This window comes from Achromobacter sp. HZ34 (genome assembly GCF_002209485.1).
In the GTDB taxonomy this organism is placed as follows: Bacteria; Pseudomonadota; Gammaproteobacteria; order Burkholderiales; family Burkholderiaceae_B; genus Bordetella_C.
Genome location: NZ_NJIX01000006.1, coordinates 83698 through 108079, shown reverse-complemented (window position 1 = coordinate 108079; position 24382 = coordinate 83698). Strand labels below are relative to the sequence as shown.

General features: G+C 65.1%; 19 protein-coding genes. 6 read left to right on the top strand and 13 right to left on the bottom strand.

Annotation, left to right across the window (positions count from 1 at the left end):
* Window positions 1–15: 15 nt before the first annotated feature.
* Together CEY05_RS22760 and CEY05_RS22755 are read right to left on the bottom strand one after the other, a co-directional pair.
* The gene (locus tag CEY05_RS22760) at window positions 16–1653 is read right to left on the bottom strand and encodes an LTA synthase family protein (protein WP_088599554.1); all 1638 of its coding nucleotides are present in this window, start codon (window positions 1651–1653) and stop codon (window positions 16–18) included.
* Complete coding sequence (locus CEY05_RS22755) at window positions 1640–2437, bottom strand: SDR family oxidoreductase (RefSeq protein ID WP_233161664.1); 798 nt, start codon at window positions 2435–2437, stop codon at window positions 1640–1642. Before CEY05_RS22755 ends, CEY05_RS22760 begins: the two co-directional genes overlap by 14 nt.
* Before the next feature lie 163 nt (window positions 2438–2600).
* On the opposite strand from CEY05_RS22755, the gene CEY05_RS22750 reads away from it, so the two are divergent.
* Complete coding sequence (locus CEY05_RS22750; protein ID WP_233161663.1) at window positions 2601–4220, top strand: sensor domain-containing diguanylate cyclase; 1620 nt, start codon at window positions 2601–2603, stop codon at window positions 4218–4220.
* Window positions 4221–4315: 95 nt separating this feature from the next.
* Here CEY05_RS22750 and CEY05_RS22745 read toward each other — a convergent pair whose 3' ends face one another.
* On the bottom strand, window positions 4316–6724 hold the full coding sequence (locus tag CEY05_RS22745; RefSeq protein ID WP_088599552.1) for an AsmA family protein: 2409 nt from the start codon (window positions 6722–6724) through the stop codon (window positions 4316–4318).
* Window positions 6725–7009: 285 nt separating this feature from the next.
* Between CEY05_RS22745 and CEY05_RS22740 the strand changes: the two genes are divergently transcribed.
* The 4 genes from CEY05_RS22740 to CEY05_RS22725 all read left to right on the top strand — a co-directional run bounded on the left by CEY05_RS22740 (window position 7010) and on the right by CEY05_RS22725 (window position 12566).
* Entirely contained in the window at window positions 7010–9016 is a 2007-nt protein-coding gene (locus CEY05_RS22740; protein ID WP_088599551.1) for an LTA synthase family protein, read from the top strand.
* A 210-nt stretch (window positions 9017–9226) separates the two neighbouring features.
* Window positions 9227–9601, top strand: coding sequence for a response regulator (locus CEY05_RS22735; RefSeq protein WP_088599550.1), 375 nt, complete (start codon window positions 9227–9229; stop codon window positions 9599–9601).
* Window positions 9598–10284, top strand: coding sequence for a hypothetical protein (locus CEY05_RS22730; protein ID WP_088599549.1), 687 nt, complete (start codon window positions 9598–9600; stop codon window positions 10282–10284). The genes CEY05_RS22735 and CEY05_RS22730 overlap by 4 nt, the downstream gene beginning before the upstream one ends.
* 152 nt (window positions 10285–10436) lie before the next feature.
* Window positions 10437–12566 (top strand): bifunctional diguanylate cyclase/phosphodiesterase, encoded by a 2130-nt coding sequence (locus tag CEY05_RS22725; RefSeq protein ID WP_158219392.1) that lies wholly within the window; start codon window positions 10437–10439, stop codon window positions 12564–12566.
* Window position 12567: 1 nt separating this feature from the next.
* Here the strand turns inward: CEY05_RS22725 and CEY05_RS22720 are convergent, their stop codons facing one another.
* Both CEY05_RS22720 and CEY05_RS22715 read right to left on the bottom strand, forming a co-directional pair.
* Window positions 12568–12954, bottom strand: coding sequence for a hypothetical protein (locus CEY05_RS22720; protein ID WP_088599547.1), 387 nt, complete (start codon window positions 12952–12954; stop codon window positions 12568–12570).
* Window positions 12955–13156: 202 nt separating this feature from the next.
* Window positions 13157–15859: a hypothetical protein gene (locus CEY05_RS22715; RefSeq protein ID WP_088599546.1), complete on the bottom strand. Its 2703-nt coding sequence runs from the start codon at window positions 15857–15859 to the stop codon at window positions 13157–13159.
* Between the two features lie 570 nt (window positions 15860–16429).
* On the opposite strand from CEY05_RS22715, the gene CEY05_RS22710 reads away from it, so the two are divergent.
* The gene (locus tag CEY05_RS22710; protein WP_088599545.1) at window positions 16430–17035 is read left to right on the top strand and encodes an RNA polymerase sigma factor; all 606 of its coding nucleotides are present in this window, start codon (window positions 16430–16432) and stop codon (window positions 17033–17035) included.
* Here CEY05_RS22710 and sctC read toward each other — a convergent pair.
* The 8 genes from sctC to CEY05_RS22670 are packed head-to-tail and all read right to left on the bottom strand — an operon-like array spanning window position 17029 to window position 24374.
* Entirely contained in the window at window positions 17029–18912 is a 1884-nt protein-coding gene (gene sctC / locus CEY05_RS22705) for a type III secretion system outer membrane ring subunit SctC (protein ID WP_088599544.1), read from the bottom strand. The genes CEY05_RS22710 and sctC overlap by 7 nt on opposite strands.
* 15 nt (window positions 18913–18927) lie before the next feature.
* Window positions 18928–20085 carry a type III secretion system export apparatus subunit SctU gene (gene sctU, locus CEY05_RS22700; protein ID WP_158219391.1) on the bottom strand — a complete coding sequence of 386 codons (1158 nt, stop codon included), beginning with the start codon at window positions 20083–20085 and terminating at the stop codon, window positions 18928–18930.
* Entirely contained in the window at window positions 20082–20879 is a 798-nt protein-coding gene (sctT, locus tag CEY05_RS22695; protein WP_088599542.1) for a type III secretion system export apparatus subunit SctT, read from the bottom strand. The genes sctU and sctT overlap by 4 nt, the downstream gene beginning before the upstream one ends.
* Window positions 20880–20891: 12 nt before the next feature.
* Window positions 20892–21158 (bottom strand): type III secretion system export apparatus subunit SctS, encoded by a 267-nt coding sequence (gene sctS, locus CEY05_RS22690; protein ID WP_088599541.1) that lies wholly within the window; start codon window positions 21156–21158, stop codon window positions 20892–20894.
* 21 nt (window positions 21159–21179) lie between these two features.
* Complete coding sequence (gene sctR, locus CEY05_RS22685; protein WP_088599540.1) at window positions 21180–21848, bottom strand: type III secretion system export apparatus subunit SctR; 669 nt, start codon at window positions 21846–21848, stop codon at window positions 21180–21182.
* Entirely contained in the window at window positions 21845–23065 is a 1221-nt protein-coding gene (gene sctQ / locus CEY05_RS22680) for a type III secretion system cytoplasmic ring protein SctQ (RefSeq protein ID WP_088599539.1), read from the bottom strand. Before sctQ ends, sctR begins: the two co-directional genes overlap by 4 nt.
* Window positions 23062–23868, bottom strand: coding sequence for a type III secretion HpaP family protein (locus CEY05_RS22675; protein WP_143220584.1), 807 nt, complete (start codon window positions 23866–23868; stop codon window positions 23062–23064). Before CEY05_RS22675 ends, sctQ begins: the two co-directional genes overlap by 4 nt.
* The gene (locus tag CEY05_RS22670) at window positions 23865–24374 is read right to left on the bottom strand and encodes a YscO family type III secretion system apparatus protein (RefSeq protein ID WP_158219390.1); all 510 of its coding nucleotides are present in this window, start codon (window positions 24372–24374) and stop codon (window positions 23865–23867) included. The genes CEY05_RS22675 and CEY05_RS22670 overlap by 4 nt, the downstream gene beginning before the upstream one ends.
* Window positions 24375–24382: the final 8 nt, after the last annotated feature.

Genomic DNA, 24382 nt, shown 5'->3' with positions numbered 1-24382 from the left:
CTGCTTAATCGCAATTTATTGCTTCCGGAGCAGGCCTGCGCTGGCCAGGAAAATAGCGGCCAGCGAGGTCACGGCCAGCCTGCGTGGACCGTCCTGGCGCGCCGCTGTATCCGTGCCTGTTGCAATGCCCGGGGCTATTAGCGGGTCCATGCATGGGACTATGCCGGGCGCTTTTTCCGAGCCCGTTCCTGGGGCCATGCCTGTGTCCATGCCTGTCAGCCAGATCAGTGCGTCCGTCGTTCCGCTGGGTTCTCCCAGCGCACGGTAGACCTTGGCCATGATGGGAATGTGATCGCCGAACACGCACATCCCTGCCGGCCGTCCGTTGCAGGCCAGCGTTTGCGCCAGGGAAGAGAACATGTCGTCGGCGTTACGCAGATGCCTGGCGTAGGCCACCAGGTCTTCGCAACCCGCCGGCATGGGCCCGCTCAACACCTGCCGCGCGTCTGCCGCGCTGACCGATTCCAGGTGCAGCGGCCCATGGTTTTCCATCGTGATGACATGAATGTACAAAGGCCGCGGATCGTCGCGTTGCAGTAGCGCACTGACGTAACCACCCAGGGCACGATCACCGATGTTTGCACCGTCTTTCTGGTTTTCACCAAAGGCCCGGAGGTCGATGAATTCGTCAAAGCCCAGCGCGGGGAGCACGGTATCGCGGCCATAGAAACTACCGTGATAAGGGTGCACGCATACGGTGCGGTAACCCAGTCTTCGCAAATAGGAAGCCACCGTGGGGACACCGCGCCGCGCCAGCTTGCGATAGGGATTGAAGCGATGCACGCCCAGATCCCGCGGCGCCAGGCCGGTCAGGAAGGCGAATTCGGTGCGCACGGTGTTCGCGCCCCGCGCGGCCACGTCCAGTTCGCCGTACATCGCGGCCTGTGCGCACAGGCGATCGAAGCCCTGCAGGACGCCCCGCTTGACGATGGGATAGGCGCGCCGCACATCGAAGAAGGATTCGCTTTGGATAGTGACGAGGTCGGGCAGGGATGCCGACGTGCGCGCGGGCGGGACAGCGCCGAACGGTCCGCGCACTGGCGCATCGCCGGTGCCCACGCCCGGCGCAGCCCGTTCCGCGCGGCCGTAGGCCCACAGGGCCGCCAGCAGCCCCAGCCGGCGCAAGTCGTCGTCGGCATCGAACGTGGGGGCCAGCCGCCGTCCCCCTACCCGCGCCAGCCCCCATCCCCACAACGCCAGCAACAGGATGACCGCCAGCCCACGCAGCCCGGCGGCGTGGATGACGGCGGGCTCCAGAGCCAACCCCAACCACAGCGCGGCGCCATAACCCACCGCGGCAGCCACGGCGTACCGCCAGGGAAAGAAAGGCAGGTACAGGCGCGGATGGCGGATCGCGTCGGTGAAGTAATCGAAATCCTGGAACACGAAAGGTTCGCGCAGCGCGTCGTACTTGGCCAGGCTGACCAGGATGATGACGCCCTCGATCGCCAGCACGTTGAACATGGCGAAACAGGGCCGGCCGAACAGCAGCAGCTCGGCTGCGTAGGCCATCAGCCAGATCCCCGCATGCGTCGCATTGGCGGCCCAGGGCCGGCGCCACGGCGGCACCGGCCGTGGCTGCAGCACCGCCCCCATGAGGGTGCTGGCCACGAGTCCCAGCGCCAGCGCCAGGCTTACCTCACCGCCCCCCATAACCCATCCTGCGCAGAATCCAGCCGGACACCGCGGGATGGAGGACAGAAAGCAGGAAAGTCCCCAGGTTCAGCGGGAAGGGAAAGCTGATACGGGCCCGATTGGCGCGCAATCCCAGCCGTATTGCCCGCGCCGCCCGCGGCGCTTCCCACAGGAAGGGCTTGGGGCCGGGCATGTCGAAGCACATGCGTGACGCCACATAGCCCGGCAGGACCACATTGATACGCACGCCCGCGCCGACCAGGCCGTCGCGCATGGCTTCCCCATAGACCTTCACGGCCGCTTTGCTCGCGCTATAGCTGGGAATTTCCGGCAGTCCGCGCCAGGCCGCCAGCGAACTCATCAAGGCAATCTGGCCATGGCCACGCGCGCGCATCGCCGGCAGCACGGCATCGACGGTGGCGAACACGGCCCGGATGTTGACGTCCAGCAGGCGCTGCACGTCATCCCAGGACTCGCCCTGCCCCTGCGGCCCGGTATCTATATTGACGCCGGCATTGGCCACCACCAGGTCCGGCGCCTCATCACGGCTGATCCGCGCCAACCACCCGCGCAGGGCGTCCAGATTGCGGACGTCCAGGCGCTCGGTCAGCACCTGGGCCCCCGCCGCGGCGCAGGCGTCCGCCACCTGGCGCAGGCGGCGGCCGTCGCGGCCCTGCAGGATAAGGGTGCGCGAACCCGCCTGGGCGTATTCCAGGGCCAACGCCGCCCCGATCCCGCCAGTAGCGCCCGTAATGAGTACGCATACGGGAATGCCTGGAATCGCGGGGCGCTGTATCATCATCGGGTTTTGAGGGAAACGTTTGTCACAGGCATCGGGCGCTCGCGCCGCGTCCGGTAAGCATAGGGGCGGCATCCCTGCAACGCCGCGGAGGATACGTGCACGTAAAGCAACCGATTCCTACAACGCCCCGGTTAGAATCGCGCAACGCGCCGTAACATCCTTAATGTCCCTCTCCGCAGCCATGTTCCGCATCGACCTGCGCCGCCTGATTCTCTGGCTTTGCCTGCTCTCCGTTCTGGTGGCGCTAGGTAACAGCTTCTATGCCAGTTACCAAGTGCAGCGCGACATCCTCCTGACCAACACGCTGGAAGGCAACCGGGCGTATGCCACCAAGCTGGCCGGCGCCACCGACAGCTACATCAACGCCATCCGCCAGGAACTGGCTTTCAGCGCCGGGGTGCTGTCCCACATGGCCTTGCAGCCGGGCTTGATGGAGCAGGAGGTCGACCGCCTGCGGCGCCAAAGCGATCACTACAACTCCGTGGTGATCGTGAGCGCGGACGGCAAGATCGCGGCCATGTCGCCGCCCCAGCCCGGCATGGCCGTCGGATCGCAACTAGGCAGCAGCGCGGTCCAGGACGCCCTGGCCCAGCGCAAGCCCCTGGTCAGCGAACCCTTCGTCGCCACCACCGGCCGCTGGGTCATCGTCTACTCGCAACCCATCTTCGACAAGTCCGGCGATTACATGGGCTTCGTCGGCGGTTCCCTGTACCTGCACGCCACCAACGGCTTGCACGCCCTGCTCGGAGACCATTACTACCGCGATGGCTCCTACCTGTTCGTGGTCGACCGCCACGGCACCCTGCTGTATCACCCCGACGCCGCCCGCATCGGCCAGACCGTCACCGACAACAAGGTCGTGACGGCGCTGATGCAGGGCGCCAACGGCCAGCAACGGGTCGTCAACACCCAGGGCGTGCCCATGCTGGCCGGCTATGCCGTTGTGCCCTCCACCGGCTGGGGCCTGGTGGCCCAGCGCCCCCTGGCAGGCACGCTGCAACGCATGGACGAATTGCTGTGGATGACCATCCGCAATTCCCTGCCCCTGCTGCTGGTGCTGCTGTTTTGCATAGGCTGGCTGTCCAAGCTGATCGCCCGCCCGCTGTGGGAGCTGGCCAGTGTCGCCAAGCAGATCGACGAAATCGAGGCGTCCGACCGTATCCGCAAAGTGCGCTCGTGGTATTTCGAATCGAACCAGCTCAAGCGCGCCCTGCTTACCGGCCTGGGCAGCATCAATCACAAGATGCGCAATCTGCGCCGGGAATCGACCACGGACGCCCTGACGGCATTGTTGAACCGGCGCGGCCTGATCAAGGCCATGGACGAATTCGCCTCCACGGGCATGCCGGTGGCCGTCCTGGCTGTCGATATCGACAATTTCAAGTCGGTCAACGACCGCTTCGGCCACGACGTCGGCGACGAAGTCATCCGCACCCTGGCCACCCTGATGCGCAATGGCTCGCGCAGCAACGACATCCTGGCGCGGCCCGGCGGCGAGGAATTCACCGTGCTGCTGCCCGGCACTTCGCTGGAAGACGCCATCACCGCGGCGGAGCGCCTGCGCGGCGCCATGCACAAGGCGCCCAATGCCACGGGGGGGCCGGTGACGGTTTCCATCGGCGTGGCCCGTTTCCCCGAACACGGCAAGGATCTGGAAGGCGCGTTGAAGGAAGCGGACAAGGCCCTGTATCACGCCAAGAACGCCGGCCGTAACCTGACCTGCGTGGCCCAGCCGGAAGGGCCGGACGGCTACCTGGCGATAACGCGGCGCCACGCGGCCTGAGCGTGGCCGTGGGGCCAGGGGCCCGGAACCGGCAGCGTGAACCCTCAAGAACAGGGGCCTCAGGTTTTACACCTGAGGCCCCTCTTGCTACCTGATCACCGCGCCGCCGGCTTGGCTGACCTGGGCGCGGCCTTGGGTGGCGGCGCCTTGGGCGGCTGGCGGATTTCCCGCAACATCGTGCCGCACTCGTTCTCCTTTTCTTCGCTCGCGCTAGGCACGATCAGCGCCAGCAGGCCGGCCGCCGGCGTCAGCAAGGCGCCAAGCGCCACCGCACCCGCGCCACGCGCAGCCAGGGGCAGGGTTTTCACCCCGGGCTTGGGATTCTTCAACGTGCCGGCCACATACAGCGGCGACCGCAGGGAAATGATGCGCAGCCCCTTGCTGTGGGGGGTGATGTCCAGATCGAGTGCTTCGGTCTTGAAATTCACCGAGCCCTGGATCTCGACCAGCGTATTCTCCGTATCGAACACAAAGATCCGCGGCGTGGCGATGCCATCCTTGAAGCCCAGGTCGGCCGCGCCGCAATTGATGTTGACCTCGTCGTCGCCGAACAGCTTGCTGACCACGTAATTACCGACGTTCAGCCCGGCCAATTCCATCAGGCTGCGGCTGATCACGCCGTCGTTGATCAGGAGCTTGGTTTCGCCATTCGACGTTGCCATCAACTGCGCCACCGAATTGCCGTTGCCGCTCAGGGCAGCGTCGCCATTGAGTTCGCCGAGGCTTTTCTCCATGGACTTGACGCCCGGGAACAATTGCTTGAGCTGCAGCTTGCGCGCGCTGATCTTGGCGGAAGCCGGCATGGGCCGCTTGCTGCCGTCCAGCTGGATGTCCGCGGTCAATGAGCCACCGGCCATGCCGAAGCGCAGGGGCCGCAGGGTCAACACGCCGTTGTCCAGGACCACATGCGCCTGCAGATTGGTGATGGGCAGGTTATCGGTCTGGACGATGCGCTTGGCCTCCAGGGACACGTCCGCGTCCATGTCGCGCCAACGTTCCGTGCGGAATTCCTGCACCGGTAGCGCCTTGTCGGCGGGCTGTTGCGCCGGGCTGGAACCTTGGGCGCGCGTGGCGGCGGTGCTATGCGAAGCGGCCTCGTCCTGCTTGGCCTGCGCCTGCGGGTGGTCGCCCGAAGCGGCAGCATCCTTGGCCGCCTTGGCCGCGGCGGCCGCACTGGTGCGTTCCGCCGCCGCCACCTTGCTGGCATCCGTGGCGCCCTTCTTGCCGGTGTCGGCTCCGACCAGGGGCCCCAGGTCCGCGAAACGCAGCAATTGCGAGGTGAACTTGCCCGTCAGCTTGGGGCGCGGCTTGGTGGCGGCATAGGTTACGTCGCCATGGATATCGCTATTGCCCACCTTGCCGTTGAAATTCTGGTATTCGAACACCGAGCCCTGCGCGTCGTTGAGCCGTGCGGTCAGATGGCCGTCGGTGCTGTAGGGCGGCGTGTCCGGCAGCGTCACGCCCGTAAGCGGATAGAGATCGGACATGCTGTTGCCGGACAGCTTGAGCCGCAGGTCCAGCGCGCCGACGTGCATGGGATTGGTCACCGTGCCGACGACCGATGCCTTGGTATGGCCCAGGGCGACATCGGCCTGCACGGGGAACGGGTTGTTGCCGTCCTGCAAGGCCAGCATGCCGCCGGCCTTGCCCTCGCCGGAGACATCCAGCCCCTTGAAACGGCCCTTGGCGGCCCAGCCGAAAACATAATCGCCCGGCGCCGCCGCCTGGGCGTCCGCCTGGCCACCCGACGCTGTGGCCGGGGGCGTGTTGGGTTGTGGGCTGGGGGGTGCGGCGGGTTGCGCGCCGGGTTGCGTGCCGGGTTGCGTGCCGGGTTTCGTGCCGGGTTTCGTGTCCACTTGGTTGCCAGGCGCGGCATCCGGCTTCACGCCCGCCAAGGCCGCGCCCGCCAGCTGCGCGAAGGGCACCGGCTTGCCAAGGGGATCCACCGTCACTTCCACGTCCGCCTGCAGCGTCACGTCCTTATAGCCGACCCGCCCCTTGTCGAAGCCGATCTGGTTGACGTCCAGGGTCCAGGGCGTGGCAGGCTCGGCTTGCTGCTCGTCCTGCTTCTTGGGCGTGAACACCCAGTTGGCCCGCCCGTCCGCCAGGCGTTCCAGGTCGGCCGACGGCTGCGTCAATTGAATCCGGCGGATGATCACGCGATGCGACAGCAAGCCCAGGAGCGAAATACTGAACTGCGCCTGCTTGAGCTGCGCGAACTGGGGCGCCTGTCCCCACTCCGTATTGCCGATGGTGATGTCGTTGGCGGTGACATGCGGCCATGGCACCCAGGCACGCCAGCCCCCCTCATCGGTTTCGCGCTGCCAGGCCACGCTCAGGTCGCCATTGATGGCGAAGGGACGGCCCAGGGCGTCGGTCGCTTTGCTATCTATATAGGGCTTGGCCCGGTTCCAGTCGAAAGTGGCGATCACGATGACCACCACGACCAGGAATAGAATGAGTACCGTGACGATACCGGTCAGGATTTTGTGCTTTCGTGCCATGCGTCGGTCCCATTTCCTTGCCGCGTGGGTTTCTGCGTAGGTTGTTGCGTATTTCGTTATGCCGGCCGCGCATATTTCGTGCCCGCCCTTTCTCCCTTTCCCGGCGCGGAGGGCGGCTTCGACGTCGAATCGACGGCCGACCGTGTAAGCTTTACCCCCTCGCGCCTTCCCCGGCAGGCGCGGCAGGGAATAGAGAAGCCGGCCCGGCGCCCAGCGCCAGGCCTATTTTTAGATAGATAAGTAAGGGGACGTCCCCGGCCACAGGCCGGCCGTCCGGGAGAGCCCATGCGGCACCTGACTCTGGTTTTCATCATCGCGGCCTTTGCCATGCTCAGTCTGAGCCGACTGGCGCTGGCCGGCTGGCAACATCAACGCGTGCGCAACGCCGGCGGGCTGCGGCCCATCATGCTGGGCGGCCTGCGCATCGACGCGCACGAGATCGGGGTGCTGGCCGTGGCGCCGGCCGTGCTGGCGCCCTGGTTCGGCCACTATCCCCTGGCGACCGCCATCACCTCGGTGTGGCTGCAGTTCGCCTGGCTGCTGCTGGTTTTCATGGAAGTGGCCACCCCGCCCTTCATCCTGGAATACGATTCGCGCCCCAACCGCCTGTTCGTCGAATACCTCAAGCACCCGCGCGAGGTCACCGGCATGTTGTGGCGTGGCTTCAAGGTACCGGTCCTGGGCGGCACCGTCATCGTCATCCTGGCGGCCTGGCTGGGCCATGCCATGTTCTCCCAGCCCGTGCCGGATGCCCCCATGCCCTGGTGGCTGATTCCCGTCGTCAGCCTGGTGGCGCTGGCTATCGGCATCCTGGCCATCCGCGGCACGCTGCAGCATCGTCCCATCAACCCATCCACGGTGGCGTACTGCTCGGACGGCATGCTGAATATGCTGCCGCTCAACTCACTGTATAGCGTGCTGTACGCCATCTACAGCATGAAGAACGAAAAATCCGCCTCGGCCGTCTACGGCAATATGCCGGAAGCGGACATGCACGCCCAGGTGCTGGCCAGCGCCGGCCTGCCTTATCCACCCGCCGACGCCGAATTTCCCAGCATGCACACCCAGCAGCCCGCGCGCCCACGCCAGCGGCCGCTCAATCTGGTGATCATCCTGGAAGAAAGCCTGGGCGCGCAGTATGTCGCCAACCTGGGCGGCGCACCGCTGACGCCCAATCTCGACAAGCTGGCCGAACTGGGCTGGAACTTCACCCGCGCCTATGCCACCGGCACCCGCTCGGTCCGTGGCCTGGAGGCCGTGGTCACCGGCTTCATGCCGACGCCGGCCCAGGCCGTGGTCAAGCTGCCCGATGCACAGCGCGGCTTCTTCACACTGGCCGACCTGCTGGGACGCCACGGCTATCACTCCCGCTTCATCTACGGCGGCGAAGCCCACTTCGACAACATGAAGGGGTTTTTCCTGGGCAACGGCTTCGACCATATCGTCGACCGCGGCGAATTCGTCGACCCGCAGTTCGTCGGCACCTGGGGCGCCTCCGACGAGGACATGTTCAACCAGCTGCATCGCCTGCTCAGCGCCGACGGCGACCAACCCACCTTCACCCTCGCCTTCACCGTTTCCAACCATACGCCTTGGGAATACCCCCAGGGCCGCATCGAACCGGACGGCAATCCAGCCACCGTGGAAAACACCGTGCGCTATGCCGATTGGGCGCTCGGCCGATTCTTCGACCAGGCGCGCCAGTCGCCCTATTGGGAAAACACCGTTTTCCTGATCGCCGCGGACCACGATTCGCGCGTGTCCGGTGCCAGCCTGGTGCCGGTGCGCCACTTCCAGATCCCCGCCCTGATGCTGGGTGCCGATATCGCGCCGCGCCGCGACGATCGCCTGATCAGCCAGATCGATTTCGGTCCCACCCTGCTGTCCCTGATGGGCGTGCAGACCCAGCATCCGATGCTGGGCCGCGACCTGACACAGGCACCGGCCAGCGACGATGGAAGCGGGAACGACAGCGGCCGCGCCATCATGCAGTACGGCGACAACTACGGTTATCTGAAGGGCGACCAGTTGCTGGTGCTGGGGCCGCAACGACCGCCCGCCCAGTTCCTCTACACCGCACCGGAAAAATACGAACCCGTGGCCGTCGATGAAAGCCTGGCCACCGAGGCCTTGGCACACGCCTTATGGCCCAGCTGGGCCTATCGCGAAGGCCGTTATGCCTTGCCGGCGCGGCACGGCGCGGGGCAGCGTGCAAGCACGGCCCGGCCGGCTGCGACGATGAATGCGGAGACTACTGCGCAGGACACGACTTCCGCAGGCAAAACGGCCTGAAATTAAATCGTGTTTATCGGCATTAGAAATTAATAGTTTGTTTTGTAACATAAAATCGTGGCGCTCTCTGCGCCATTCGGTAATCGTGTCAAACTACGCCGCAGCAAGGCAGTATTCAGCATGGGCCAGGACCAGGGGCTCCGGCTTATCACCTACCGAAATTATTGACAGACAGCGTCCGACTTGGCGGCGCGTGGAGTGGATTTGAGTATGAGCGCCGCAGGCCTCCAGGTTTTAATCGTCGACGACAATGACATGGCAGCCGAGCTGCTTTCGGAGTTTGTCGGCCTGCTCGGCTACGAAGCCAGGATGTCGTCGACCGGCGCCGCGGCGCTGGCGGAATGCGCGAAACAGCGTCCGGACGTCATCATTACCGACATCATGCTGCCGGATTACGACGGCTACGAATTGGCTTCCCGCTTCCGCAGCGAATTGGGCCAACAGATCCACATCATTGCATTGAGCGGTCTTCCCAAGAACAACCAGCGACCGGAGGCCGTGGCCTTCAACCACTGGCTGGAAAAGCCCGTCGACCTGTCCACGCTCGAAGACCTGCTGGCGCAGGTCGATAGGAAGCCGGCATGACTCGGACCGAGCAGCAACGCGCCCAGGCCTTGGCAGGCATCCAGTTCAAAGTGCTCGCCCAGGTTTTCCCGGTACTGCGGCATGATGCGCTCAAGCCGCTATCCAATGCCAAGCTCACCATCGTCCTGCTCGAAAAGTCCATCGCCAAGGGCACCATCCTGGATCCGGCGGCGCCCCCCTTCGTCAATGACCTTGACGGCATGCTGGACGAGAGCGTGGAAACGATCCGTCTGCTCAACACCTGGTTCCAGGACGAGGGCCGCCGCGCCGACACGCAAGACATATTGCTCGAATGCCGCAAGCTGGCGTTTTCGCATCTGCTGCTGTCGGGCAAGAAGGTGCAGCTGCAGACCCAGCCCCACACCGCGCTGGTGTCGCAAAGCGCGGCGCGCTATGTATTGATGGCGTGGCTGATCCACGCCATCCAGTCCCTGCCCGAACGGGGTATCCTGGATATCAGGCAAACATCGGCCGACCGGATCGAGGCAAGCGTCCTGCCGGCCCCCACGGAACATAACGGGCGCGAGCCGCGTCCTGACACTTCCCCGCCCCTGCTGATGGAAGAAGTCGAGATAGTGGCGCAATGCTACGGTTGGCAGGTGCGACGCAACGATGACGGGTGGACCATCACCCTGCCGGCGGAAGACCAGGCCAGCATGGCGCCATCAGGAAATCATTCGTAAGGACGGTACGGGTCGACCACGAGTCGATACGGCTGATGGTTAAACTGGCAAACGCGGCTTCCCGGCCGCGGCGATCCTCTTGATAGCGGCCCAGAATGAGCGTCTTGCGCTTTCCACCCTCGAAAAGCGAATCGCGATCCGTGCACACACGCGTGGCGGAAGCAGCGGCCGAAACGAAGCAGGCCAGCGTTGCTGCCGCGCTTCCCGATGCCGATGCACCGCCCCCAGGCCTGGATGCACTCTGTTCCCTGGTGGCCGTGTTCTTCGGCGTCCCCATTGTGGTGTTTACCGCCCATGACGATCCCGCCGCGCCGCTGGCCATACACGGCACCACCCAAGCTCAGGCCGCGCTGTTCCACCGGCTGAGCCTGCCGACACAGCAGGCGCAGGACGTCATCCAGCTGGACACCGAGGCCCTGGCCGCCGCCGGTGCCGCCACTGACCTGCACTTCTTCACTGCCGTACCGCTGCTGCTGGATGGCATGGGCCGGGCTGCCGGGGTTCAGGCTACCGGCGTGCGCGCCGGCGCGCTATGCATCGCCGGCAGCCAGGCGCGCGCGTTCTCGCCCGATGACCTGCGCCACCTGCGCGACTATGCAGCGGTGGCGGCCGCCGCCGTGCGCGGCAGCCGTGCGCTGAACGAAGCCCGCATGCGCGAACAGATGCTGGCGCGCGCCTCGCGGCTGGCGCGGGTGGGCGGCTGGGAATACAACGTCCAGACCGGCAGCCTGACGCTGAGCGAACAGGCCATGGACATCTACGGACTGGAGCCCTCCACCAAGCCGACGCTGGACATGCTGATGCGGCGCTTCTATCCAGGCGACGCCTTGATCGATGCCCGTGAAGACCTGGCCCGCATCCTGCGCGACAGCAAAGGCTACGATTCGCGTCGGCGCATCCAGCGGCTCGATGGCACCTCGCGCTGGATCCATGTGCTGGCCGAACCGGAACTGCACGAAGGCCAGGTGATCCGGGTGCATGGTCTGATCGAGGACATCACCGAAGAGGTGGAGGCCCAGCGCCGCTTCCACGAACTGGCCTACACCGACAAGCTGACGGGGCTGCCCAATCGCGGCGCCTTCCTGCTGGAACTGGGCCGCCGCTTCGTGCGTACCGAAGCCATCAACCTGGTGGCCGTCGACGTCGACGGCTTCAAGGACGTCAACGACACGCTGGGCCACCATGCCGGCGACCAGTTGCTGACCGACATCAGCCAGCGCATCACCACCTTCTTCGCGGTCGGCACTTTTGTCGCGCGCATCGGCAGCAATGAATTCGCCGTCATCGTGGAGGCGCCGGACGACAGCCCCGCCGACTTCACGGCCGCGGTCGACCAATTGCGCCTGGCGCTCAAAGCGCCCATGGCCTATCCGGAATATACGTTGATGGTGTCCGTCAGCGCCGGCATCTCGGCGGCCCCGCGCCAGGCCGAGGACGCCGACCAGTTGATACGCAACACGGACATCGCGCTTTACCAGGCGAAGAAGGCTGGCGGGGACTGCTCCGTCATGTTCGAGCCGCATATGCGCGACCGCCTGGAAGAACGGGTGCAACTGCTGCGTGACGTGCGCATGGGCATCGCCCGCGGCGAGTTCATCATCTATTACCAGCCGATCTACGACATGCGCAATCAGACCCTGTCGGGTTTCGAGGCGCTGATGCGCTGGTCGCGCCCGGAACGCGGCATCCTGTCACCCGCGGTGTTCGGGGCCGCGTTCGACGACCAGACGCTCGCCCCCGCGCTCGGCACCGTGGCGTTGCGCGCCGCGTTCACGCAGATGCGGCGCTGGAACGAGCATGGCTTCGCGTTCGGGCGCGTGTCGGTCAACGTCGCGGCGGCGCAGTTCTATACGGGTGACCTGGCGGGGCAGATCCTGTCCCTGCTGGACGAATACGGCCTGAGCGCGCAACAGCTGACGCTGGAGATCACCGAAAGCGTCTATCTGGGCCAGGGCAGCAACGCGGTGGAAAGCACCTTGCGCAAGCTGCACGATGCCGGTATCCACATCGCACTGGATGACTTCGGCACGGGCTACGCGTCACTGTCCCAGCTGCAGCGTTTCCCGATCGATTCCTTGAAGATCGACAAGTCCTTCGTGCAGGAGCCGGACGCCCGCTCCATCGTCGATGCCATCATCGCATTGGGAACCAGCATGAACCTGGATATCGTCGCTGAAGGGGTGGAGACCCGCGCCCACCAGGACCAGCTGCTGCACAGCAACTGCCGCTACGGCCAGGGGCATTACTACGGCAAGCCCATGCCGGCGGAGTTCTACGGCTGACTCAGCCCACCCGCGCGGAGTGGTAAGCATCCACACCGCCGGCGTGCAGATTCGCATTGGCCTCGTAATTTCTGGCTTCGTAGTTGCTGGCTTCGTACTTGCCGGTTGCTTCGGCCGCGCCCTCATCGTCCGCCGTGATGCTGTCTTCCAGCAAGGTCTGCTCCATGACACGCGCGGCCGTTTCCGTGGCGCGGCGCAGGATGGATTGTTCGACGCTGCGCTTGGCGACGTCCAGGCTATAGGACATGCCATTGTCGTACGCCGTCTGCCACCAGTAGCCGATGTCGGCGATATTGTCGAACCAGTCGATACGACCATGCTGTTTGTAAGCGGCATCGATGTACGTCCACGTACCACCAATGCCCGAAACCCAATAGAACGTTCTCATTTTTCTTCCATTCCATGCCCGCCAAGGCGGGCTTCAGAGATCAGGGACGCCGACGCACATACACATGGGACATAGGGCGCGCCGGGAATCGCCTCGCCTGGGAGGACGAGTGATGAAATTCTAAGTAGCAGGTCTGTATCAAAAAATAAGAAGAATCTGAAGCGGCCTGCAAAGACGCGGGCGCCGTCCCCCTGCGGTTCCGTCATGCCGGGTCGCGCGCGATCAGGCGATAGCGGAAGCCCGCGGAACCGATCAAATAGGAGAAATTGACGAAACCGGGTTCTGCCTGCACGGCATAGGTCACACATACCCGGCTGACGTGCGGATCGAGTTCCATGCGCCGGCGCCCCCCTTGCGTATCCTCCACGTCGACGCAGCGCAATTGCTCGAAGCACACCGCGACATCCAGCCGGTAGGCGCCGTCCGGCATGCGCACCACGTCGACGTGGATCTGGCTGCTGCTGTCCTGCGGCAACCACGCACGCGCGTCGCCCATGCTGAAGGGCGCATCGCGCCCCGCCATGGCAAGCACTCGCCACACCGGCTGTACCAGAATGCGATTGAGCAGCATGGTCAACCGTCGCGCATCGCGCGGTCCGGCCAACAGCAGCAAGGCCTGCACGGCCTGCGTCACCGCGACATCGCGGCCACCCTCCACGCCGGCCCAGGGCGACAGTTCGGTGCGCAAGGCCAGGCCCTGGGCGTTGACACCGCTGATGCCGAACGACAGGCACACCCGGTCCAGCACGTCCGCCAGGAAATCACGGCACACCTGCACGACCATCTCGTTACCGTCGCGCCCGGTGACCACGTAGCGCACACAGCGCGAGGCACGCTTGCCGGTCGCGAACAGGCGCGCGGGCAACACTGAACAGGCGTGCAGGAACGCCCGCTCCACGCCCACGCCCAACACCGTGGGTGGCAACGCCGGCCGTTCGGCCAGCAGGACGCCGAACTCCCCCGCCAGGGCCGCCCGCAGCATCGCCGGCCACCGCTGCGGCGTCGCGCCGCTCCACCCCGGCGGCGCGGGCAGTTGTGGCGCCGCCCACTCCGACACACCCGCCAGCCGCATCCATCGATGCCACAGCGCGGCATGGATCGCTTCCAGCCACACGATGGCGGTGCGCAGCCGCCATGCACGCCCGCGCCCGGCGCAAGGCCACTCGAAGGCCGTCTCGCGGCCCTGCGCGATGCCCCCACGCGCGGCCAGCAGGCCCCGCATCGCCAGCGCGGCGGCGGGGCCGGCCAACGCCGCGACGGCATGGTCCCAGCCGGTCTGCGCGGTGGCCTGCGCCAACAGCGCGTCGGCATGTGCGCGGGTGGTCTCGTCGCGCCACAGATCGGTGGCCAACAAGCCCAATGCTTCGCTGCGCGTGTTGCGCGCATGCACGATCTCCGCCAGATCCCGCAGGGCGCGCAACAATGCATCCACGCCAACCTGCGGCAGGCGCAGCAGCTGCAACAAACGCTGTGCCCCCGCACGCACCGCCTCGTCGGCCACGGCGATGCGTTGTGCGTACCCTTCGCGCCAGGCGCGCGTGCGCGTGCGCCAGCCAAACAATTCCAGACCCATGGCGGCCGCGTAGAAACAACCGAACTCGTGATCGCTCATCGTCATCACGCCGTCCAGGCTGTCCAGCGACACCCCGCCGCGCGCCCGCCGCAGCGCGGCGCGCATGCGCGGCGGCGCATTGCCCGAGACGGTGTCGTTGGACATATCGCGCAGGAAGGACAACTCACGCAACTGCGACCAGCCCTGGGCGCGGTTGCCATTGTCCGGATCGGGCAGTGGCGCCTTGCGGGCCACTTCCTGGGCCCGCTGCAAGGCCAGCAGCAGCAGGCGGCGCGGCACCGCGTCATCACGGGCCGCCAGGGCTTGCGGCAAGCCCTCGTAGATGCGATAGAGCAGCCCCGGCTCCAGGCTGTTGCCACCCAGGCGCAACAGATCCGCCATCAGCATGCCGATGTCCGGCAGGGAGACGCCCGCCGCGCGGATGGCATGCGTCTGCATCAGCTCCAGCGCGTGACGGCAGCGCCCCCATGCCAGGCGCAAGGCCGCCGCCGCGTCGCCGCCCGCGTCGATCTCTGCCCGCATGGCGCCTGCCACGGTGATGACGCGCGCCTTCAGCCGGTCCCGCACCGTATCCGCCGCCGCCAGGAACAGCAGCTTGGGCAAATGGCGCGCCAGTCCGCCGTCATCGGACGGCGCATGAACCGAGGGCTGGACAGCGGCCATCGCCTGGATATTGCCCGCCTGTGCCGCCGCCCCCGCCAACGCACCGAGCGCCATGTCCGGCAAGCACTGCACCGCACGGCCGATGAACTGGGTGATCGATTCGCGCGAGGCCTTGAGCACTTGCACATGCCCTGCCTGCACCCGCAAGGCGGCGTGCAGGCGCGCGCGCGAGGTGGGCAGCGGCTCCACGCCGGGACAAAGGGTCTCGGCCGCGAACAGTTCCGCCACCTCGCACAAGGAACGCGACATGGCGCGCGCCGCGCAATGCTCCAGGCCTGCGTCCAGGGCGCCGAGAAACAGCGACAGCAAGCGCTGGCCGCGTTCCCCCCCTTCCCAACGCCAACGTTCGACCAACTGGCGTCCGGCGTCCTCCAACCGTTTGCGGCTGCTGGCATAGCCTTGCCGCAAGCGCACCAGATCATCCACCTCCTGGGCGGCCAGACATGCCTGCACGCAGCGCTGGACGCGCGCCGCGATGGTTCCCGCCTCGCGCGGATTGAGCATCACCCGCAGCAACGTGGCCAGCAAGGGCCGCACATCGGCACTGCTGAACACGCCATTGCCTTGCGCGATCATGGGCAGCAGGCCCGCCACGGCCTCCAGCAGCCGCGCTTCATAAACATAGGAACGCAATGGCACACGCGTCGGCGGGCCGGCGCGCACCCTCATGCCTATCGCCTCTATCGTTCCATCGTCCGCGCCCATCGTCCTGAGCGCGCCGGATGCCCTTCGCGGCAGGCGTGTACACCCACGCATGCCCGCTCGAAAGGCCGCCCCTCCCAGGACGCCAAATCCGCCCGCACCGAATTCGTATGGTAGGGACCGTGGAATCGTATCCTGGCCAGAATCCACCGTTCTCTCCTAGTCATCGATCTAGCAGGAGCACGCTGCATTCGTATTCACCGACATGCGTGGCGACCACGCTGGTCGTCCCGTGTTCCAGCCACCTTTGTAACGTTGATGAATTTTCGTTCCGAACTTTCGGAAAAATGAACGTGAAAGACGGGCTTAGGGAGGACAAGAACAGGAAATTAACAAGCGTTCAATTGGCTTCAAAAAATGCCATGAGAAAAGTCTCAAATGATTCGTAAATTGCGAGGATTCTGACGCTTTTTATGATCTCCCCCGGGCTTCGTAAAAGCGACGTCAAATGAGAATCTTACGGGCCATGTGGTGAACGCGCCATGCTCGATTCGATGAGGCGATACTCGGTCGCATCAAAACCTCACTCGAGCGATCATGACACATCTAGCCCCCCTCGTTGAGCGGCCAAAAAAACGCGCTCTACCCACCAGGTCGGTACCGGCGTTGAAGAATTGTCATGACGACATCTTCATCGACCTCGTCAAGAATCACGCCACCCGTCTTCATCGCTTCATCATTCGACAGATAGGTAACTGCCCTGATGCGGAAGATCTCGCGCAACAAGCTTTTCTCGAAGCTGCGCGCTCTTACGATACCTTTCGTGGCGAATCGCAATTGTCGACCTGGTTATATGGCATCGCGTTGAATCTCGTGCGCAACTATCTATCCCGCGCGCCGGAATGCCGTTACTACTTCGTCAACGAAGAAGTACTGGTCGACCGCGCTTCGCACGATCCCGCGCCCGACTTCGTCGCGGAACAGAACCAGACCATGACCATCCTGCAAAACACCCTGGATGAATTGCCGTCGCATATGCGGGAAATATTGTTGATGATGGGACTCAATGGCTACACCTATGAAGAAGCCGCGGACCGCGTCGGCGTTCCCGTGGGAACCATACGCAGCCGCCTTTCCCGTGCGCGTGCGGAACTGCGCCGCCGCCTTCACGACAAGGGATTCCATCTGGACGATCATCATTGACGCAGCCGGGTCGCCACACGACGATCCATCAGTATCAGTCCAAGGGAATCCCCCATCTCCGATCCCGAGGTCCATGTCGCACTCAACGCAGTGCTCCGCGGAACCAGATCCTCGTCTTCCGATATTTGCCGGCCGTTGATGGCCACGACCCGAGGCCGGATCATGAACAGGCGTTCGGTCCGCCTCTGGCTTTTCTTCTCGCTGGTGAACAATCCGCCCAGCAGGGGAATGTCTCCCAACAGCGGCACTTTGTTGACACCATTGGTCGACTGATTGGTGTTGTAGCCGCCGATCACCAATGTCTGCCCGTCTCCCACCAGCGCCAGCGTGCTGATGGAATTCACCTTGGTGGTCGTGCGCTTGTCCGTCGCCTTGGGTTCCACCACCGTGCCATCCTCGATATCGACGGTCAGTTCCACCTGCCGTCCATTGGGCGACTCGATATAGCGTGGCACCACCCGCAGCGACGTTCCCACCGACACCGGTGTGATATTCGTCACCCGCTCGCCGGTCTGCTCGATGTACAAGGTCTGCTTCAGGTCGAGGATCGCACTGGTATTGTCCGTGGTGAGCACTGACGGACGCGCCATGATTTCCGCCAGGTTCTTCGACTCCAACGCACTCAACTGCGCGTTCAGGAAGGACGAGGAATACCCCAGCCCGACGGAGCCCCCCTTGAGCGTGCCCGCCAGGGCTTCCTTGAGTTTCCCTTCCGGGCCCGCGCCATTGTCGAACTTGTAGTTGAAGCGTCCGGCCTTGCCTTGCCAATCGACGCCCAACTCGTCGGCCGCGCTGGCATCCACGTCGACGATGGTGGCTTCGATCTCGATCAAGGTGCTGGGGACATCCAGCTGGGCGATCAAGGCCCGGTAAATGGGCATGCGCTCCGGGGTATCCTGGATGATCACCGCGTTCAGCCGCGGATCGGCCTGGATGGCCCGCGGTACGCGTACGCCACCGCCAGGCCCCGTGGATTCGGCGTCGGCCAGGCCACCCACGCCGAAGGCCGGATTCGGCAGCGCGCCGGTATATGCCGAAGCAACGCCGCCGCGCTCCACGACGCCCGTCGTCGCCTCGTTGGACAAAGGCGCCGCGGAACGCAAAGGCTGCGCCAGGACGCGCAACGAGGCATCCACCTTGGCGTCGCTCGGCCCCTCGATGAGGTTACGCAATATCGTCGCCACGCCCGGCGTGGTCGTGGTCTGGTCCCGGTACGTAATGGTGCGATCGTTGACCGAAGCGTACTTCAACCTGAAGACCTCGATTTCCTGCTTGGCCGTGTTGGTCGGCAAGGCCTGCGACATGCTCGCCACCAGATCCACATACGCCCTGGGCCCGGTGACCAGCGCCATGTTCTGTCCGGGCAGCTCGCCCCAGCCAAAACGGGGATCGAGCACGCCCAATTGCGTCAAGGCCTGGCGCATGCCGCCGACGCCGCCAGGCCCGGCACTGACGGTGCGCGTCTGTACCTCCGACGCATCGCTGACATAGAGCGTGCCGGCGTAGACGAACCAGTTGAACCCATACACGCCGCCCAGCCGGTCGAGAAAGTCGGTAGGCGTGTTGGTGTTGAACTTGCCGCTGACCACGCCACCCACGCCCTTGCCCAGGCGCAGCGACAGGCTGAAGCCGGAAGCGAACTGCTGCAGCACTTCCTGCAGGCTCTGCTGGTCGGCGAAGTAGGTGTACGGCACCTGGGGCCAACGCGGCCCGGCCAAGGCCTGCCCCGCGGCGCCCATCAAGGCGGCGGCCAGCAGCAACCGTACGCTGTACATCGCCATGCAGCGCCACGCCGTTCGCGCGCCGGCGTGGGGATTGTTTGCGAGCGTACGCTTCGCCGCAACGGTAGGGACAGCGTCCACGGGTAATTTGTTCATGATCCGTTCTTCGATTTATCGGTCGTCTTTGTTTTCGTCGTGGGCAGTGGCAGCGCCATCTGTCCGCTCCGCGGTTTGCCCATCGTTCACATCGTTCCCATCTTTTCCATCGCTCACCCCGTCCACATCGGCGCCATCGCCATCCAGGCTGCGGGCCCAACGCAATACCGCCGCCACGGGTTCGATGAACTCCGTCGGGATGTAGGCCTCCACGGGGGCGTCCGCATACAGGCGGCGGGCCAGGGGGATGTCGCGCATGATGGGCACGCCCTCTTCCTTGGCGGCGGCGATCATGTCCAGGGCTTCGTCGTCGCACCCCTTGGCCAGCAGCACCGGCAAAGGCGTGCGCTCCTGCTCGTAGTACAAGGCGATGGCAATGTGCGTGGGATTCGCCACCACCGCGGTGGCCTTCTTCGCCAGCTGGGTCGAGTCATTGGCATTCTCGTTGCGTATCTGCTTACGCTTCTGCTTGATTTCCGGCGACCCTTCCTGCTCCTTGTATTCGCGCTTGACCTCCTGCTTGGTCATGCGCAAACGCTTGGTGCGCTGCATGCGCTGCCAGGAGAAGTCGAAGGCGGCCAGCACGGTGCACAGCAGCGCGACGTACAACAGCAGCTTCTTCATCAGCTGCGATACCAGCGCGAAGAACGGCGCTATGCCCGCGTAACCCGCGTAGGCCAGCGGCCGCACGGCGTCCTTGATCAACACATAGATGAACCAGGAAAACGCCACGATCTTGACGACGGCCTTGAGGGTCTCCACCAGGTTGCGGGCCGAGACCAGATTCTTGGCGTTTTCCACCACATTCAATTTCTTTCCGGACGGCTTCACCTTTTCGAAGGCCACCAGGAACCCCACCTGCAGCACGTCCGCCATGAAACCCACCACCAGCAGAATGCCGATGAACGGCAGCGTGATCTGCAGCATCAACGTCAGGCAACGTGTCCCCACCACGGTCAATGCCTGGTGAAACGGCAAGCCATAGACGCCGGTGGGCACTTCCATCAGTGCCTTCAGCGCGGGCAGCAAGGCGCCGCCGCCAAACAAGGCATAGCCCAGCAGGGACACCAGCAGGATGGATTGGCTGAAGTCCTTGCTATAGGGCACGTCACCCTTCTTGCGCGAGTCACGCAATTTCTTGTGTGACGGCGGTTCGGTCTTGGCTTCGCTCACAGCGGCTCCCAATATGGCCGCAAGATGGCCAGCACATCACCCATGCCGCTGCCCAGGCCGGCCGCATACTGCGCCAGGACGTGCAGGTACAGGGCCAGCATCAGAATCCCCAATGCGCTCTTGATCGGCATCGCCAGGAAGAACACCTGCAGCTGCGGGGTAAAGCGGCTGGCCAGTCCCAGCCCCACCTCGGCCAACAACATGACGATGACGGCCGGGCCGGAATACAGCACCGTCAAACGCAACAGCGTATCGACCTGGCCCAGGCACAGCGGCAGCGCATCCAGGCGCAGCACCGGAAACCAGCTCCAGGGGTCCCACAGGCGATAGCTGTCATACAGCACGGTGAGGAACAGCGTGAAGCCACCAGTGGTGAAGAACAGCACCGCGTAGGCACGCCCCAGCAGGGTCCCCAGCGGCGTGGTTTCGCTGCCCAGCTCCGGATTGAAGATCGATGCGATGCCCGCGCCCCGCTGGTTGTCGATGAAAGTGCCGATGGACTCGAAGATCCAGAATGGCACGGCCATCAGGTAGCCCATGCACATACCCACGAAGACCTCCTTGAGCAGGATCACCGTCAGCAGCCCGATATTGAACTTCTCGGGAGCCTGCGCCATCATCAGCGGCAAGGTGAAAGCCCCCAGCACGCCCGTCAGCGTCACCCGCAAGCGGCCGGGCAAGGCGTTGCGGCCGAATGCCGGGATGAACGAGCACATCGCCACGATACGGGCCTGGGTCAGCACCAGGCAGACCAAGGCGCGCAAGATGTACTCCTTCTCGAAGGAACCCTCCATGCGATATCCTGCTCAGCGTATCGCCGCGAAGCGCGCCATCAGCATGACGGTGAACTGGTAGATCTCGCCGCCCATCCAGACACCGGTCAATAGCAAGGTGGCCAGCACGGCAATCAGTTTGACGCCGAAGGACAGCGTCTGCTCCTGGATCTGCGTCAGGGCCTGGAACAGCGAGAACAAGGTACCCACCACCGACGCGACGGCGATCGGCGGCAGGGACAGCCAGAAGATCAGGTACAAGGCCTGCTTCATGTAATAGACAAATTCGGCATTGGACATGGGTCGATGAGCCCTTCGTATTCAGGTGTAGGTGAGCACCAATCCCTGCAGCAGGCGCGTCCAGCCGTCGACCATGACGAACAGGAACAGCTTCAGCGGCAAGGAGATCGTCATCGGCGACACCATCATCATCCCCATGGCCAACAGCACGTTGGAGACGATCAGGTCGATGATGACGAAGGGCAGGAACAGCAGGAAACCGATCTGGAAGGCCGATGTCAGCTCCGATACCAGGAAGGCCGGCGCCAGGATGATCAGGTCGTCCTGCCTGGTGTCCTTGGCGGCTTCCTCGCCCCATAGGCGGTGAGCGGTCTTCAGGAAGAATTCGCGGTTCTCGGGCTTGCTGATGCGCAACATGAACTCGCGCAGCGGCTGCACGCCCTCGCTCAGGGCCTTGCCGATTTCAGGCAGGCGGTCCGCCATGGGGCCCGGCTGCTCCAGCGTTGCGACCACCGGTTCCAGCTTCTGGAAGGACTGTGTGAATACCGGCGCCATGATGTAAACGGACAGGATCATCGCCAGCCCGTACATGGCGGTATTGGGCGGCGCCTGTTGCAGGCCCAGCGCGTTGCGCAGCAACACCATCACCACCGACAGCTTGACGAAGGACGTGGTCAGCACGACGGTCAAGGGAATGAGCGACAGCCCGACCGCGACCATGAGCAGCGCGATGGGATCGATGCCGGTCATGCCCGCTTCTGCCGCAGGCTGACGATGCGCACGCCCAGGCGTCCGTCGATCTCCACCAGCTCGCCGTGGCCTATGCAGAGTCCATTGGCGCGGATGGACACCGGTGCCGTGCCGACCTCGCAGTCCAGCACTACGGTCTGGCCCTGGCGCAGGCGCCGGACATCGCCCAAAGGCATGGCACGCGCGCCCAGATCGAAGCCGACACGCATGGGAATGGCATCCATGGCGTCGCTGCCGGCCTGGTCCGCAAGAACGTGGCCGGCAGCCTCGTCGTCGTGACCCGCGCCGTGACCGTCGTCGTCTTCGTAGACGGCATCATCGTCGTCACTGACGTGCGATGCATCGAAATCCAGAGAACCATCGTCCTCCGGATAGTGTTCCTTCTCTTCTGGAGACATGATCGAAATCCAATCCGCAACTATCAAATACGGCGCGGGCATGCCGGCCCGGTCACCCGCGACATCCGGGGTGACCGCGGCCAGCCTCAGGGCCCGGCCATCGGGGGCACGCAAGCAGATCTCGCCACGGCTCCCGCCTAATTCCTGGTCCAGCAACACCACGTCCCCGGCGTTGAGCCGGTGCACGTCGCCATAGGTCAGGTCGGTGTATCCCAGCATGGCGCGCATGGGGATGGGAACGTCGTCCAGCCAGACGTCATCGCCCGTGACGGCCTGCCGCGGCAGGCAACGCGCGAGTAAAGCCAGGCCGCCGGCGTCGGCCTGCAGCGCCAATGTCCAGGCGTCCTGGGCGGCGGGCGCCGCCAGCAGCACGCTGCCGCGCCAGGCGATGTCGGCGGATGACGATGCTTGCCGGTCGTCCCGGCCCAGTTGCCAGCCCGCCGGCAGACCCAGGACGCGCAGCCGCGGGCGCAGGAAGTCGATCAGGCACTCCACCGCGGCATCGGTGACCCAGCCGCACTGATCCAGATCGACCCGGCCCACGCCCGCGAACGCAGCCTCCAGCCATGCCGCGAGCGCGGCGGGCGCAACGGCCAGGCGCACATCCGCGCCATCGGCCCGCAGCCGCAGCGCCGGCGCGTGGGCGGCGTCGCTCACCGGCGCCATCCCTATGCTCAGGCGCCAGCGTCCATCCCGTCCGTCCAGGGCCGGCCAGTCCAACTGCTTGCCGTAACGCGCCAGGGCGTTGTACGCAGCGACGCTGGCCGCGGCCAGGCGTGGCAAGGGATAGGGGCGAACCGCCGGCACGTGAGGGCTCATACCGACGTCGGCGCCGCCGGGTGGCCACCCGTCACATCCGACCGGTAGCGCGTTTCGGACTGCGGCGGCGCCGTATTCACCAGCACGCTACAGTCGCGCTGGCGGCGCAGCGCCAGGCTTTCGGCCAGGCGCGGGGTTTCCTTGCCCAGCAGATCCAGCGCCCTCGCTTCACCACATTCGAAAGTGACCTGCAGGCGCTCGGGCAGGTTCTCCAGCATGACCGACGTCTTCGGCAGCCTGGCGTGCCGCAGATCCATGCGCACCGCGCGCCTGCCGTCCTTGTCGATGACGGTCAGCAGGTTGACGATATCGGCGGACAGCGTGGCAGCCAAGGGGACTGGAGGACGCAGGGCATGGGTAGCCTGCGCATCCAGTCGGGCGTCGTGATGCACGGCTGGCGCGGCCCCGCTATCGCTACCGTCGGAATTGCCGGGAAAGCCGTCATCGCCGGCGGTGTTCGGATCCTTGTCCAGGTAGTGGGATGCGAAGATGCCGGCCGCGTAGTCGAGATCGTCACGCCCTCCCGCACGCAGGTCGGCCTTCGTCAGCACCTCGTTCATCGCCGGGTCGGCCACCGGCCGGCCGCGCGCGCCGTTATCAGGGCCGCGGACATCCCGGCGCTCGGCCCCTGGCTTGTCCGGTGACCGCGCGGCCGTACCGTCGGCTCGATCGTTGGCGGATGCCTTGGGCAGCGGGTTGGGCCGCAGCGCCTGCGCCGCGTACGCCGCCGGGGAGGCTGGCCCCGTACCTGGTCCTGTGCCTGGTCCCAGCGCTGCCCCACCCACGGGTCTGGTCGTCGTCATATCGTGAACCTCCGCGGGGAGCCACGCAATGAACCGCGCGATGAGGCGCGCAGTGAGCCAATTTCTTCCATTTCCAGATCCTCTTTTCGTTCTCTTTGTGCCGCCATTTCACGTTCCTGCACGGTGTGCATTTCCTTGGTCTTGCCGACCTGCTTCTGGCTGCGCCGATGGACGGCCTGCGTCGCCTCCAGCTGCTCCTGGCTGGCCTGGCGCTGTTCCTCCGCCTCGGCCACACCTGCGCGCAGGGCTTCGGCACCCTGCCGCAAGGACTCAAGCTTGCCGTGCATGCCCTGCACTGCCGACAAGGACCACAGCTGACCGCGCATGCCGTCGAACAAGGCGTCACCTTCGCGGCGTGCGTCAAGCAGCCCCTGTTCCAGGATGCGCTCCGCCGTGGCGACTTCCTCGTCGGCCTGCGCCCGCGCATGGCGCGCGTGCCGGACAGACTGCGCATCGCGCTTTTCCCGGGCTTCGCGCAAATTCAGCAGGCGTTTCAACAAGGTCATCGGCTCTC